Below are 14,132 nucleotides of genomic sequence, written 5' to 3' on the forward strand. Positions count from 1 at the left end.
TCATAGGTTATCAGCGTGCGGTTGCAGCGGCATCGGATTGCGCGTCGTCGAGTGCCGGCAGGAAAATCGTGAACGCCGTTCCCTTGCCAGGCGCGCTGACTACCTCGACGTCGCCGCCATGGCGCGTCACGACCGTCTTGACAAACGCCATCCCCAACCCCGCGCCGCCCACGTCCGGCCGCTCCGTTTCGTGAAAGCGCCTGAAGCGCTCGAACAGACCCGCCTGCTGCTCCATGGGAATACCGTAGCCTTCGTCGCGAATCGTGCACGACACGCGCTTTGCCGCGCCAGGCACGCCCGTCTGCGCAAAGCTGCCGATGCTCTTCAGGCTGCACGTGATCCGCGTATCCGGCGGACTGTACTTGACCGCATTGTTCAGAATGTTGACGAGCGCGCGCGTCATCAATGAACGGTCGGCGCAGATCCAATGGCCCTCGTCCCCGGCATCGGCTTCATTTTCCGTATCGGTTTGCAGCGTGATGCGTTTGGCGTGGGCCTGCGGCCAGACCTCGTCGCTGGCGTCGATCATCAGTTCGGTCATGCTCACGGGTTCGAGCACATAGGTCTGCGATTCGGCTCGCGCGAGTTGCACGAAGTCGTCGGCGAGCGTCAGCGCACGTTGTGCATAGCGCTCGATACGCTCCAGCAGGCCACGCGCGAGCACCGGCTCGCTGCGCGCCCGCTCGATCTCCACCAGCGCCAGTATCGAAGCCTGCGGCGAGCGCATATCGTGCGACAGCAGCCGCAACGCGTCTTCCCGCTGACGCTCGGCGGCATGCAAGGCCGATACGTCGACCAGGCCCGCGATCCAGCCCGTCGTCTCACCTTGCTCGTTCGTGCAATTCGCATAGCGCAGCAGATGGTCGCGCTCGTGGGCGTCGCGCACCTCTACGCCCTGCTCCATCAGCGCGGCGAACTCGCGGCGTGCGGGATCGAGCAGCGCGGGCCACTGGGCATGCGCGAGCAGATTGTTCTCGGCGTCCGACGGCGCGCCGCTGTCGATGGTCTTGACCAGCGTCAGGCCGCCCAGCACCGTCCGCATCGGCAGGCCTTCCGGCAGTGGCGCGCCAAGGCGGGCGAAATGCGCCTTGGCCGCATGGTTCGCAATCAGCACGATGCCTTCCACGTCGCTCACCAGAATCGGCTCGGGCATGCTGTCGAGGCTGTCCCACACGAAGCGCTTCATGTCCTGCACGCGCTGCGCGGCCTGCGCCATCAGCGCCATATGCTGCTCCAGCACGTCGCCGCCGAACTCGCGGCGGCGCTGCGGTGTTTCCGGCAGGAGGTGGGGCTCGTCGGCGAGGCGTTGCAGCTCTTCGCGCAGATAGGCCATCGTCATTTCGAGGCGCCGCCAGTTCCAGATCGGATACACCACGATCAAACTGAAAATCGCCGGCACCGGTGACATCCAGAGCCGCGCGCCGTAGAGCAAGATCGCGCTGCCAGCCGTGGCGAGCACGCCCAACGCGACGGTCAACAGCAACGAACGGCGCGGCGACAGCACCAGGAAACCGGCAAGCAGCGCAGCAAGCGGCGCCAGCGACGCGATGAACAGCACCCACGGCTCCGCGGGCTCGAGCTCGCGACCGGTCAGCAGCGTATCGAGCACGTTCGCATGGATATAGACACCGGGCAGCGGCCCCAGCTCGCCGGACACCGGTGTGGCAAAGCGGTCGTACAAGCCGGATGCGGTCACGCCGATCAGCACGATACGCCCGCGCAGCTTGTCCGTCGGGGCATCGCCCGCGAGCACGCTGGCGAAACTCAGCTTCGTGTAGTTCTGCGCATTCAGACCGAAGGGAATCAGAAAGCGGTCTTCGCCTTCGTCGTTGTCACTGGATTGGGTCGCCGCCCTGCCGGAAGGTTGCCGGCGCGGCCCCCCGCTCAATTGCAGCGCGCCACGCTCGATGGCCTGTGCGACCGGCACCATCAATTGCGGCCAGCGCGAATTCGCGTCGCCCTCGAACCGCGCGACGCTGCGCACGATGCCGTCGCTGTCGACTTCGAGATTGATATGCCCAAGTCCGGCCGCGGCACGCGCGAGCGGCGCCACCGGTTCGACCGCCACGCGCTGACCGGCGCTGTCCGGCGGAGTCAGCAGCATCGGCAGATAGGTGGGACTCAGGGCGATCGCGCGGGCGAGCTGGGCGTCTTCCGGATTGGCTTCGGTAAAGAGCACGTCGTAGATCACGGCAGCCGGCTTCGCCTTCGCCACCTGTTCGAGCAGCCTGGCATGGACGCTGCGCGGCCACGGCCAGCGGCCGAGCTGCGCAACGCTGGCGTTGTCGATTTCGACTACGACAATGTCGTGCAGCAAGGGCGGAGTGCGCAGGCTCAGAAAGCGGTCGTAGACCAGGTGGTCGACGCTGGCGGTCATCCGGCCGAGCGAGCTGAGCAGAATCACCACAATACCGAGGCAGCCGATCGCCACCCATTCGAGCAGGAAGCGGCGGCCGGCACGCCTGCCGAGGCGGGCGCGCGGGTCGAGGCTCAGGCGCGTGTGTGTGTTCGGCAAGGCGTGGCGTGGTCGAGAGCTAAGGAGCGGGCCGCTTGGTGGCTCGGCCCCGTGAATCTACCAGCGTCAGCGTGCAAGCGTAAACGACCGGACCGCGCTGCTCTTCTCATAGAAACGGCCATTTTCGAACTGCTCGGCGACGATCGTCCAATAGTAGACGCCGCCGGGCAAGTCGCTCACCACGAGTTGACCGTCCTTCAGATCGGTCCGATCGACGAGCGGATGGCTCAGATCCGCGGTCGTCGCCAGCACGAAGCGAAAGCGCGTCTCGACCGTGGAGCGGCTGACGAACCAGCGGAACTCGTAGTCGCGGCTGCCGGCGCGCGGCCCCGCCGACGCGGCCAGCCCAAGCTGGCGCCGCTCGAAACCGTAGACCTGGGGCACGCCTTCCAGCCCATTCGCGTCGATCGCGGCGATGCGCACAAAATACGTGCCGTCGGCCAGATCGCCGAAGTCCGCATGCGGCACGCTTACGCGCTGATCGCGGATCAGGTCGAGCTGATCGGCGTCACGCGCAATCTGCACGCGATAGGCCACGGCCCGCTCCGCCGGCACGAGGTCGAAAGCGACGGTTTTGCCGTCCTGCACTTTCGCCGGCTCCGTGAGCGACGGCGCGGCCAGCAATTCCACCGGACTGCCGATCGCGCTGCCCGCCCGCGTGACACTGCCGAAGCGGGCCTTGATGAGCTGCGCCGAGGCCTGCAACGGCACGCCAGGCGGAGGCGCAGAGGCCTGACCGCCGACCGCGGCCGGGTCGACGCCAACGGCGCCGTCCAGCACCTCTACCGCCGTGGTTCGCTCTTCGCCATCGTAGGCAACCTTGAAGCGCGTCCCGCGCACACCCGCTACAACCGAGGGCGAGCGGATCTGGAAGCGGTCGTCCTTTTTGGTGGCGTGCGTGACCTCGCTGTCCACTTCGCCATGCTGCAGATCGAGCACGCGATCACCCGCGCCGGTCAGCACGGTGCGCCGCAGCTTGCCGATGTCGAGCTGGCCGTTTTGCGACACCGTGACGTGCGAGCCGTCCGGCAACTCCAGCGTGACAAAGCCGTTGTCGCCGGTGCGGATGCGATCGCCCTCGCCGAGCGTCGTGCCCGGCACGAGCGGCGTGTAAGGATTCGTGCCGAAAGCGTGCTCGGCCGGACCGCTCGTCGCGATCACGCGTGCCGACTCGGCGTCCTGTCTGAGCCTGTCGGCCGGTAGACGCAGCGCGATTCCGGCCGGCATGCGGCGTGGCGCGGGGACGTGATTCAGGCGGCTCAGCATGGCCCAATCGCCGGGGTCGCGCAGATAGCGGCCGGCGATTTCATACAGCGTGTCGCCCTCGTGGGTCACGTAGGACACATAGGCGGGCGCAGCCGTCCGGGTGCGTTGCTTCGGCGCGCGGGACGATTGCGCATCCGCCGATACCGGTGCGAAGCACGTCATCGCGATCAGACCGGCCAGCGCCATCACTGCGCCGGCGCGGCGACCCGGTGAACCTGTGCAGCCGGGCGCTGCCACAGCAAAAGAAACCGTCACGCATCCCCCGCTTCGGGGCGGTTTTCGGCCGCCACTGGCGGTGTGCCGGAGTCGATCCGCTCGAGCCGGTACCCATAGCCGTAGATCGGCGTCAGACGATAGCCCTTCTCCGGGCGCAAGCCGAGCTTGCTGCGCAGCATCGACACGTGGGTGTCCATCGTGCGCGACGGAATGTCCGTCGCCTGCTTCCAGATCACGTCGAGAATATGCGCGCGCGAAAGCGGCCGGCTCAGGTGCTGGAACAGCAGCAGCGCGAGCTCGAACTCCTTCTGCGTCACGGCGACAGTCGCGCCGCGCACCACCACATGCTTCGCGCCCAGATCGAATTCGAATTCGCCGAAGACTTCCTTCGCCGCGGGCGGTTTCAGGTGATATGCCCGGCGCAGCAGCGAGCCGACGCGCGCCAGCAGAACCGCCGCGGAAACCGGCTTGACGACGTAATCGTCCGCGCCGGTGTTGAGGATCGAGGTGATGTCTGTTTCGCGGCCGCGGCTCGTCATGAACAGGACCGGCAAGCGCTCGGAAAGGCTTTCGCGCACCCAGCGCAGCACCTCTTCGCCCGACATGTCGGGTACGTTCCAGTCGAGCACGAGAAGGTCGAAGGTCTGGCGCCGCAACTGCCTCACCAGTTCGCGGCCCGCGCCGAAAGCGTGACAGACGTGCCCGGCCGCCGAAAGCGTTTGGCAAACAAGGTCGGCCTGAGCCGAATCGTCATCCAGGACTGCAATTCTCATAAAACCCCACAACGCGACGTCGTCCTTCGTAATTGATGGCCGGTGAGCCGGCAGTTGGCCAGGATGACGGCGCTAGCACCGACGATCCAGCGTCCTGTTTTCGTATTCGGCTGCACTCGCTTTTCGATTAAAGGTCCCTCGCCTCGTGCCCCGTTCAGTTCTGTCACCCCTCTATCTCGAAATTGGCGCGTATTTTGGCTTTAGTGCGCTGATTACCGAGGGGGCAGATCATCATAATCGAAAATGGCCCTTCTCTTTCCCGGATGCGATTATGCGGCTATCCGGCCCGGCTCGGCCACTGGGGACCGTTCTATAGATTTTCTACAACGTCTCTCAGGCTCTGCCTGTTATTGAAATCGATCTCTGCGGGTCGTTATCTGGATCGGTTGGTCTCGCACGCACGGTGATTGGCCCCGTCTGCCTTTGTCATAGGTGGCCGTGGCCCGCATTCGGGTAACAGCGATTTGACAATTGCGACTCAGTATAGAAACAGTCTCAAAATAAATCGTTTAAAGATTGTCAAACCGATTTGAGGATGCGATCGCAGATATACATCGAAACACACGAACACAATAAAAATAACTTATAAAACAATTACTTAAGACAAGCACTGGAGCAATCGACGTAGTCGCGGCGAGCGCTATCGCACTGCAAAACTTCGCGGCCGGCGTGACATTTAGCGCAGGTTTTTTGCATCGGAAAGTAGTCCGGGAAACCGACATCGGACCGCAGATGAGGTTCTGACGCCAGACGGACCAAGCTCCTCTAGCCGCAACCAATATATAGCGTTCGACCTGCTGGAAAGGTTGCGAGATCGCCCAGCCTATGCGAACCACATCAAGATGGAACTCGGCGCGGCGTGGGACTACGCGCTCGATGCCGGCCGGCTTCCCGAAAATACGCCGAACGGGTGGCGCCGGATCGTGCACGGGCGGCTGCGCGGCAAGGGCCGCGGTCGCAACGGTGAGCGTGTCACGTTGGGATGATGAACAACTGGGCAATTGACGAGACACCCGCCGTTACTTACCACGCGCCACCGACATCAGTTTTTTTACATGTTGCGCCATATTCACGAGCACGCCATCGGACTTGTTCACAGGCGGTCGTCTGTGCGGCATATGCCGGAGGTCATTCCAGTCTTCTTGCAGCGCACGTGCATGATCGGCGGCGTCAAATGGCCATTCGACCACCACCGCTCTCAGGACCGCCGCGCGCTGGCCCGTCTCGGTGCTTTCTATGTACGCGTTAATCGTCGACGCTTCTCGCTCAGCCGCCCGCAGAGAATCGACGACAATGAAGTCGTTAAGCCCTTCGATATGGACGCACCATAACTGTTCGCTCACGTCATGTCTCCGTATGGGGCTCCGAATCGCGGGCGACCGCTCCCCGCGGCGTGCGCAAACCAGGTTCATGTCACGCATGACCCGCGCCGCGATCAGACAGATTGCCCGTGCCTGCGCAAATTTCCCGTCGCTCTATCCAACCGGACAGCGACGCTCTCACTCAAACCACAGCGCTTAGTCGCTCCCACTTCAAGTCGGAAAAACAGGGGCCTTGCGTGGCTTCACTGAACTTCACGTCGTTGTGTTCGCCATTCCATTCCATTACCTGAACGTTTTCGTCCGCATCGACGGTCACATCCCACCCTATGCATCGAGCAAAAGGAATCTTCCGATGCAGATCGAGGACCGTCGCAATGCATTGCGCAAATGCGGGGATTTTCACGCCGGAGAACCGGACTCCGGAATCTGGATGTGCTTCAGTCGCACCCCAGTCATTCATGTAACCCTCACGCCCCAGTTCGCCGGTGGCCAGATCGACCGGCACACAGATGTCGCGATCACTCTGAACGTGCGTGTCTTCCGCTCTTCCCAGTCGTAAAAAACAGGCTCGAATCGAGATGTCGCCAGCGTTGTCTACGACCGTCGTAAAGCGCAACGTGGCAACCGGCTTTGAAGCAAAAGCATTGAACACGCGGTGCTGAGTGATGAATCTCTGAATAACCCCATTGCCAAGCGATTTGATGGTTGCGCGGTCGAAATTCCCTCTATCAAAGATGTACACACCTTTGCCTTGCCCGGACCCGTCCAGCTTGAACACAACTCTGTCGCACTGTCCGAACACGACGCTCTCGAGTTCACGCTCCAGAATCACGACGTTTTTTTCCGTGAAAAACAGGCCATTGGCGAAATAGGCGACGTCTGGAAACGCGTCGCTGCCGAAGATCAGCCGTGATATCGACTTCAGGTCGGATAGCTTGCCGTAGGAGCCTTTCATGCTCGGCACCACTACGCTTCCGTAGTAGTTATCCGGAATCCACCCTTCCTTGAACATTCCACTGAACGCCGTGTAGACGCGAAGCCACGGCGCGTAGACGGCGTTCCCAAATACGTCGCGCGCGTAGGTATCGGCCAGCTTCAGATTCGCCGGGTCGACCTTTCCGTACTTCTGCTCCAGAAATTGCAGAACCCGCCCGGCCTGAGCGCCATGATTCCGGTGAAATCTGAATTGCGCGGCCCTTTTTAACGACCGTCTGACTACGTGCTCAACATCGAATGACATCATTTCGATCCCGCTGCTATTCGACTCATTTCTACTTCCTGTACTGTATTACTGGGACCTCGATCTAAGCTCAGTAAGCGTTAGGATGATGAAGTCCCTTGAATACAGTCGCGAAAATGATTTTCACATCAAGTCTGAATGACCAGTTCCTGAGGTAATACAAATCATGGGCGACACGGCCCTCCATCTTTTCGAGGCGATCGGTCTCGCCGCGAAAACCGTTGATCTGCGCCCATCCAGTAATGCCAGGCTTGATGCGGTAGCGATGAATGTAGCCGGAGACAATGTTCTGGTAGAGATCGTCGTGTTCAAGCGCATGAGGGCGAGGCCCCACTACCGACATATCGCCGCGTAGCACGTTGAAGAACTGCGGTAATTCATCAAGGCTCGTGCGGCGAAGAAATCCACCCACTTTGGTAATACGCGGGTCGCCGCGTGTAGCCTGCTCGAGTACGCCGTGCTTCTGTTTATGCAGACGCATGGTGCGAAACTTCAGGATGGTGAAGACGCGTCCGTCCGCGCCTTTGCGGCGCTGTTTGAAAAATACCGGCCCGGGCGAACTTAGCTTAACGGCAATTGCACAAGCAAGCAGAATGGGCGATACGGCGATTAGCGCGCCCAGTGCAAAGAGGCGGTCAAACAATTCCTTTTGCACTATTGCATTGGGCGGCAACGGCGAGGCGGCCAAATTGATGGTCGGCACGCCCAGCAGGTCGGTCACGCTTCCTTCAAACAGAGCCAACGTACGCACGTCGGGCATGAAACGTATGTTGATCAGATCATTGCGAAACTCATTGACCAGCTTGAGAATCGTGCGCTCTTCGGTCAGTGGCAATGCCAGCCAGACTTCGCCGATCTGTTTTTCACGAACGTGTCGAGCAAAGCTTGCATGCTCGTCAAAGACACGCACCGCGTTCGTGGTTGCGGCCGCGGTATCGGACCGCACGTTATACAGCGCATTAGGCCGAAAACCAGCCGCCGGATTCATCTCCATCTTGCGAATGATCTCATTGCAATGCTCCCCGCACGCTGCCACGGCAACCTGCTGCAAATTCAGGCCCGCATTGCGCGCCCGGCCAAGCAGCGCGTGTGTCGCCATGCGGCCGGCAACCATCAACCCGCCGGAAATTCCCGTCCAGTATGCAAACCAGAGACGCGAGACAAAGTCGATGCGATGTAACGAGAACATCAGCACCATCGCGCAGGCCTGCACGACTAGCCAGCCGAGCGCGACTTGCCCCACCAGCGTCCTTTTGGAGCGCCCGCGCCAGGATTCATACACACCGAGCGCCGGAAACACAGCCAACGAGAACGCCGCGGCGAAAGCGACGAATGCAAAATAGAAACCGCGTTGAGAAGCATCGTCGAAGCGGATCCGCGAGGCCACGAGTGCGCCGGTCAGGATCATCGCCACGTCGAACAGTCTTGCCATTAGACCAGTAATCAACCGCATCGCAGCCCCCTAAAGACACGCACCTAGTCACCCGAGCTGATTCAGCTGCACCGTCCGTACTGATCGTCAAACCGGACGATGTCGTCTTCGCCGAGATACGTGCCCGACTGAACTTCGATGATCTGAAGCGGTACGCAGCCAGGATTTTCCAGACGGTGGCGTATGCCAAGAGGGATATAAGTCGACTCGTTTTCGCCGAGAAGAAACTGCTCCTCTCCGCGGGTGACAAGTGCCGTGCCGCACACGACGACCCAGTGCTCCGCGCGGTGGTGATGCATCTGCAAGGACAGGCGCGCGCCCGGCATCACGACGATTCGCTTCACCTGGAAACGGTCGCCGTGGTCGATCGAATCGTAGAAACCCCATGGCCGACGGACTTTTCTATGCGTGTCGGCTTCCGGCGACTTCTCGCGCTTGATGCGCGACACCAGCCCCTTGATGTCCTGCACGTGTGAGCGGTCTGCAACCAGCACGGCGTCGTCGGTATCGACCACGATCATATTGTTCGTGCCGACACACGCAACCAGCCTGCCACCCTGCGAGCGCGCATACGTGGCGGTTGCGCCTTCGAACACCACGCGCCCATTTGAAGCGTTGCCGCACTCGTCCTTTTCCATCGCCTGCCAGACCGCGTCCCACGAACCGAGATCCGACCAGCCCGCTTCGAGCGGCACCACAATTGCGCTGAATGGCGAATCAGGCTTGCCAACCTGCTCCATCACAGCGTAGTCGATCGAATCGGACGGCGAACGCAGGAACTCGGTGGCATCGGGAATAACGCATTCGTCCGTCTTCCTGGCACCTTGATAAGCCTGGACACACGCAGCGTGCATTTCGGGCTGGAACCGCTCGATAGCAGCTAGCCAGACGGACGATCGAACCACGAACATGCCGCTATTCCACCAGTAATTGCCGGATTCAACGTATTGGGCAGCGAGTTCCACGGCCGGCTTCTCGACAAAACGCTCGATGCGGTGCGCCTCATCCGGCAATGCGTCACCGAGGCGGATATAACCGAATCCCGTGTCGGCACGATTGGGCGGAATGCCTAGCGTGGCGATCTCACCATTCAACGCATGACGTGCTGCGATGTCGATAGACTGATGAAGCGCATCCAGATTGGCAATCGCGTGGTCCGCGGGCATGGCGACCAGAATGGCATCCTGCCCGTCGGTACATGCCGCCAGCGCGGCAAGCGTGAGAGCCGGTGCCGTATCCCGACGGGCCGGCTCCACGATGATGCGCGCGTTCACCCCAATCTCCCGGGCCTGCTCGTAAGTCGCAAAGTAATGCTCTGCCCCGCACACGATAAGCGGATCCGCGGCGATCTCCCACGTCGTGCTGAAGCCCGCCATTCGTCCCATCGTGGCCTGCAGCAACGTCTGGTTACCGATCACGTCGATCAATTGCTTTGGAAACTGCTCACGCGACACCGGCCACAGACGAGTACCTGAGCCACCCGCAAGAATCACCTGCACGAGCGGCGGATAGTCCGCCACAACCTGATCGATCTCTTCGTTATCTATCTCGCCAGCACTTACCGTAACCTTGCTCATTTAAAGCTCCTTTACATTGAAACCAGCTGGCGAACGAAATCCTCACGTCCACGCGCGATACCTTGCATCGTCAACCGCGCCGTTGGCTTCTTGTGTGATCAATGACAGAACAGGCGGACAAAGCCATCGGTTCAGTGCGCGGTGACAAAGGTGCACACGTTGACCGTCAATCTGGCCCGACCGGAAAGTGTGGTCAGCATCGCGGCCCGGCCGCAACTGCATGACGTTCAACAGTAACGCCACGCATCGACTTTCTACCGGCAAGCTGGCGCCACAGAGCAGTACTCGATGTGTTTCATCATAGTCAGGCTTCGCTGCACCACAACATTTCTGGCGCGAACCGTGGAGGTTTTGGCCGTGGTCGTTGGACCTGCTTTCGCAAGCGCACCAAACAGGCTGGATTTATATGCTTCGCGAGACGAGCGGGTTGGAAATCAATTTATAGCCGTGATACCGTTCATGTGAACGAGTTGATGCTTTGGTGTGAAAGGTAGAGCACCCATATTGTCTGTTGTCCGTAACATGCTGGCTTTTGGCGTCCGACTCCCTGTTTGTGCTACGGGCCTGGCGTGGTCTTCAAAGACCGCACGCCGTCCGCTTATCCGGACGCTCACGTTGACGCTTATCTGGACAATTCTCTGGAGCCGCAATGGCCTACATATCGCTCCTTGCACTGTTCCTGACGGTCACCAATCTGGTCCCCGTAAGCGCGGCCGGACTGGTCCCGCTCGTCTTTTTTCCGTGGCGCTTTTTTGGACGCAGCTATCCCACGTTCATGACGCCGCTCACCGCGTTCACTTTATTGGTCGTGATCTCCACGCTGCTCTACGATCCTAGGTCGTTCCTGGAATTCGATTTCTATCGGCGCGACGGCAATTTTTTCATCTCGTACGCACCTATTTTTGCCGGCTGCCTGTACACGCACCGTTGGGATCTGAATAAAGTTCTTCGCACGTTTTTCGTGTTCGCGGTGCTGATCAACCTGCCGCCCTACGCTTACTACGTCATCCACAATGGCTTGCTCAGCATCCTGGCGCGTCCCGACGACAGTTTTGGAAGCTACTTCATTGCACGCAATGCGGCAGGCGGGTTCTTCGCCATGCTGTTCTGCCTGGGTATCGCATGCTACCTGCACAGGCGCAGCAAGCTGCTACTTGCGTTGCTCGCCGGCAATGCACTCATGCTGTTCTCCACCTATAGCCGGGGTTCGTTGCTGGGTGCACTTGTCATTCTTCCCTACCTCTACTTCGGTCGCAAACGCTGGATGCTGGCGACGCTCATTGCCGGCCTTATCGCCGGGTCCATCGCCATGGCGATCTACCATACGGATCCCAGAGTCGACTATATGGGCTACACCTTCACCATCGAGAATCAGGATGCCAAAGTCGCCAATCTGGACATTCGCTATGAATGGCTATGGCCGCGCGCTCTTACGTACTTCGAACAGAGCCCGATCGTAGGTCTCGGTTTCGGCTCATTCGACGATCATATCGGCAGCGTGACTTCTTACTTTCATCTATTGGGCGTACCGTCGGACATGATCATCGAACATAGCGACTCGCATGCTCATAACTCCTACCTGAACTTCCTTGCGGAACTCGGCGTAGTCGGTCTTGCCCTGATGCTGAGCTTCTACTGGAAACTCATCGAATGGAGCAAACACGGTGCAGCCGCCGCTGCCCTGTTTGGCGGTGGACAGAACTTCGCCGCCTTCAGGTTTGTTGAAATTTCATCTGTTTGCCTGCTTGTCATGGCCGCGACCGAACATCGCCTGGTCTCGCCGTCGAATGTACTGATCCTTGCTCTCGTTATCTCCCTGTTGCTGGCAGCGCGGTCGGTCAACACCGCCGCGATCAATCATCTTCAGCAGAAGTCAGACGGCCGCGCACCACGCTGAGCGCAATCACGCGCCGGCGAAAACGCAGAAGAGAAAATCCCATGTGGACCCTGTTCACCAACATAGGCGATGCCGCCGTAACGTTGCCCGTCGCCGCTATCTGTATCGGCTGGCTGGCGCGGTTCAACGTCCGCCTGGCATGGCGGTTGGTCGGTGCGCTCGCCGGGGGAATGGCTATCGTCGGTGCAACCAAGATTATTTATGCCGGTTGGGGCGTATCCATCCCTGCTACCGATTTCCGCGTGATTAGCGGGCACACGATGTTGTCGACTTCCGTGTGGACGGTAGCGATTACCCTCCAGATGAAATGGTGGCGTTTGCCGCCGCTCCCAGGCGTCGGCGCCGGCATGGCCATTGGCGCACTCACCGGTTTCGCCCGGGTCGTGGATCACTCCCATTCGTTTCCGGAAGCGATTGCCGGCTGGTTTCTCGGCACGCTTGTCGCCGTATTCTTCTTGCGGGCCGCCATCAACGTCGAGTTTGAACGCTTCAGGCCGGTCGGATTCACGCTCAGCCTTTTGCTGGTCTCAACGCTTGCCTATGGGCACGAGGCGCCGCTTCAGGACTTAATCGATGCTCACTCGCCAGCAATCCATCGCCATATGCCGTCTGTCAGAGCCATTCTGGGTCAGATCCGCTAGCGCATTCTTCTTCGCTCATGACACAACGTCGGCATGATGACGCTGATTGACGGGTAGCTGGCCCATGACCGGATACGGGAGAAAGTGTTCGAGGCCCCTGTATGGGAGCCGGGAGTCGATGAAGTTCGTCAGCGCCGTCTTGAAGTTCTCCGACGAAAAACGCTCTGCGTTTCTACGGCATGCCCGAGGATCGAACAGATTGTCATTGCGCTCAAACCGGCTGACCGCTGCCAACAAAGACTCGGGCGTCTGTTCGCCAAAGAACACGCCGGTTGGCCGTTCAAGCGGTAGACCGATAACAGACTCGAGCGCACCGCCTCTGCCGAATGCGATGACCGGCGTTCCGCATGCCTGAGCTTCCACCACGGAGATACCGAAGTCTTCTTCCGCTGCAAACACAAACGCACGGGCGCGCCTCAAATGATCGACAAGAACTTCGAACGGTTGGTGGCCCAGGATCGTCACATTCTCGCCAGCCACCGCCCTGACCTTCTTCATGTCGGGGCCGTCGCCAATCACAACGAGCCGGCGTTCGGGCGTTTGTGAAAAGGCCCGTACGACCAGATCGATACGTTTATACGGCACCATACGTGACGCCGTCACGTAAAAATCATCCTTCTGCGTGCCCATCGTCAGGTTTGCCAGATCGACCGGCGGGTAGATGACGGTTGCTTCGCGCTGGTAGGCCTTTCTGATCCGCCGGGCGATGAACTGCGAATTCGCCAGAAGATGATCCACGCCATTGGCCGAGCGCGAATCCCATCCACGAATGTAGTGAAGCAGAATGCGCGCCATCACGGATTTGATGCCCGTGTTCAGATGAGATTCGTTGAGATATTGATGCTGCAGGTCCCAGGCATAGCGAATAGGCGAATGGACGTAGCTGATGTGGATCTGGTTCGGTCCGGTCAGCACGCCCTTCGCAACCGCGTGCGAACTGGAAATGACAAGATCGTAGCCAGACAGGTCGACTTGTTCGATCGCGATCGGCATCAACGGCAGGTATGCGCGATAACGCTTACGCGCTAGAGGCATGTTCTGAATGAAGGACGTCTTGACGGATTTCCCTTTCACGCAATCCCGGTCCTCCAGAAAATCGACGATTGAAAAGATGTCCGCTTTCGGGAAACACTCGATAATATTTTTCAGCACCTTTTCCGCACCGCCCGAAACCACTAACCAATCGTGAACAATAGCGACTTTCACTTCGACCTCCTGTGAGATTGCGACCAACATCCTTCCCCCTCCACCCC

At 60.1% G+C, this 14,132-nt stretch carries 11 protein-coding genes; 3 read left to right on the forward strand and 8 right to left on the reverse strand.

The features are described 5' to 3' along the window. Positions 1–10: 10 nt before the first annotated feature. From ACOSV0_RS30610 to ACOSV0_RS30620, 3 genes are all read right to left on the reverse strand, one after another. Entirely contained in the window at positions 11–2,515 is a 2,505-nt protein-coding gene (locus tag ACOSV0_RS30610) for a CHASE2 domain-containing protein (RefSeq protein WP_434110990.1), read from the reverse strand. A 66-nt stretch (positions 2,516–2,581) separates the two neighbouring features. Continuing rightward, positions 2,582–4,036 carry a FecR domain-containing protein gene (locus ACOSV0_RS30615; protein WP_434110991.1) on the reverse strand — a complete coding sequence of 485 codons (1,455 nt, stop codon included), beginning with the start codon at positions 4,034–4,036 and terminating at the stop codon, positions 2,582–2,584. Continuing rightward, positions 4,033–4,770, reverse strand: a complete 738-nt coding sequence (locus tag ACOSV0_RS30620; RefSeq protein ID WP_434110993.1) for a response regulator transcription factor — start codon at positions 4,768–4,770, stop codon at positions 4,033–4,035. The genes ACOSV0_RS30615 and ACOSV0_RS30620 overlap by 4 nt, the downstream gene beginning before the upstream one ends. Positions 4,771–5,576: 806 nt before the next feature. Between ACOSV0_RS30620 and ACOSV0_RS30625 the strand changes: the two genes are divergently transcribed. Continuing rightward, positions 5,577–5,756 carry a hypothetical protein gene (locus ACOSV0_RS30625; RefSeq protein WP_434110995.1) on the forward strand — a complete coding sequence of 60 codons (180 nt, stop codon included), beginning with the start codon at positions 5,577–5,579 and terminating at the stop codon, positions 5,754–5,756. Between the two features lie 33 nt (positions 5,757–5,789). Here ACOSV0_RS30625 and ACOSV0_RS30630 read toward each other — a convergent pair whose 3' ends face one another. From ACOSV0_RS30630 to ACOSV0_RS30645, 4 genes are all read right to left on the reverse strand, one after another. Further along, positions 5,790–6,113 carry a hypothetical protein gene (locus tag ACOSV0_RS30630; RefSeq protein WP_434110997.1) on the reverse strand — a complete coding sequence of 108 codons (324 nt, stop codon included), beginning with the start codon at positions 6,111–6,113 and terminating at the stop codon, positions 5,790–5,792. A gap of 160 nt (positions 6,114–6,273) precedes the next feature. Then, positions 6,274–7,332, reverse strand: a complete 1,059-nt coding sequence (locus ACOSV0_RS30635; RefSeq protein WP_434115906.1) for a sugar-transfer associated ATP-grasp domain-containing protein — start codon at positions 7,330–7,332, stop codon at positions 6,274–6,276. Between the two features lie 70 nt (positions 7,333–7,402). Further along, on the reverse strand, positions 7,403–8,785 hold the full coding sequence (locus ACOSV0_RS30640) for an undecaprenyl-phosphate glucose phosphotransferase (RefSeq protein WP_434110998.1): 1,383 nt from the start codon (positions 8,783–8,785) through the stop codon (positions 7,403–7,405). A gap of 41 nt (positions 8,786–8,826) precedes the next feature. Beyond that, entirely contained in the window at positions 8,827–10,341 is a 1,515-nt protein-coding gene (locus ACOSV0_RS30645) for a mannose-1-phosphate guanylyltransferase/mannose-6-phosphate isomerase (RefSeq protein ID WP_434110999.1), read from the reverse strand. Between the two features lie 649 nt (positions 10,342–10,990). On the opposite strand from ACOSV0_RS30645, the gene ACOSV0_RS30650 reads away from it, so the two are divergent. Then, complete coding sequence (locus ACOSV0_RS30650) at positions 10,991–12,238, forward strand: O-antigen ligase family protein (RefSeq protein ID WP_434111000.1); 1,248 nt, start codon at positions 10,991–10,993, stop codon at positions 12,236–12,238. Positions 12,239–12,279: 41 nt separating this feature from the next. Then, positions 12,280–12,879, forward strand: coding sequence for a phosphatase PAP2 family protein (locus tag ACOSV0_RS30655; RefSeq protein WP_434111002.1), 600 nt, complete (start codon positions 12,280–12,282; stop codon positions 12,877–12,879). Positions 12,880–12,894: 15 nt separating this feature from the next. Here the strand turns inward: ACOSV0_RS30655 and ACOSV0_RS30660 are convergent, their stop codons facing one another. Further along, positions 12,895–14,085, reverse strand: coding sequence for a glycosyltransferase family 4 protein (locus tag ACOSV0_RS30660; protein ID WP_434111004.1), 1,191 nt, complete (start codon positions 14,083–14,085; stop codon positions 12,895–12,897). Positions 14,086–14,132: the final 47 nt, after the last annotated feature.

Origin of the sequence: Paraburkholderia caffeinilytica (assembly GCF_051027425.1) — a bacterium.
Classification (GTDB): Bacteria; Pseudomonadota; Gammaproteobacteria; order Burkholderiales; family Burkholderiaceae; genus Paraburkholderia; species Paraburkholderia caffeinilytica_A.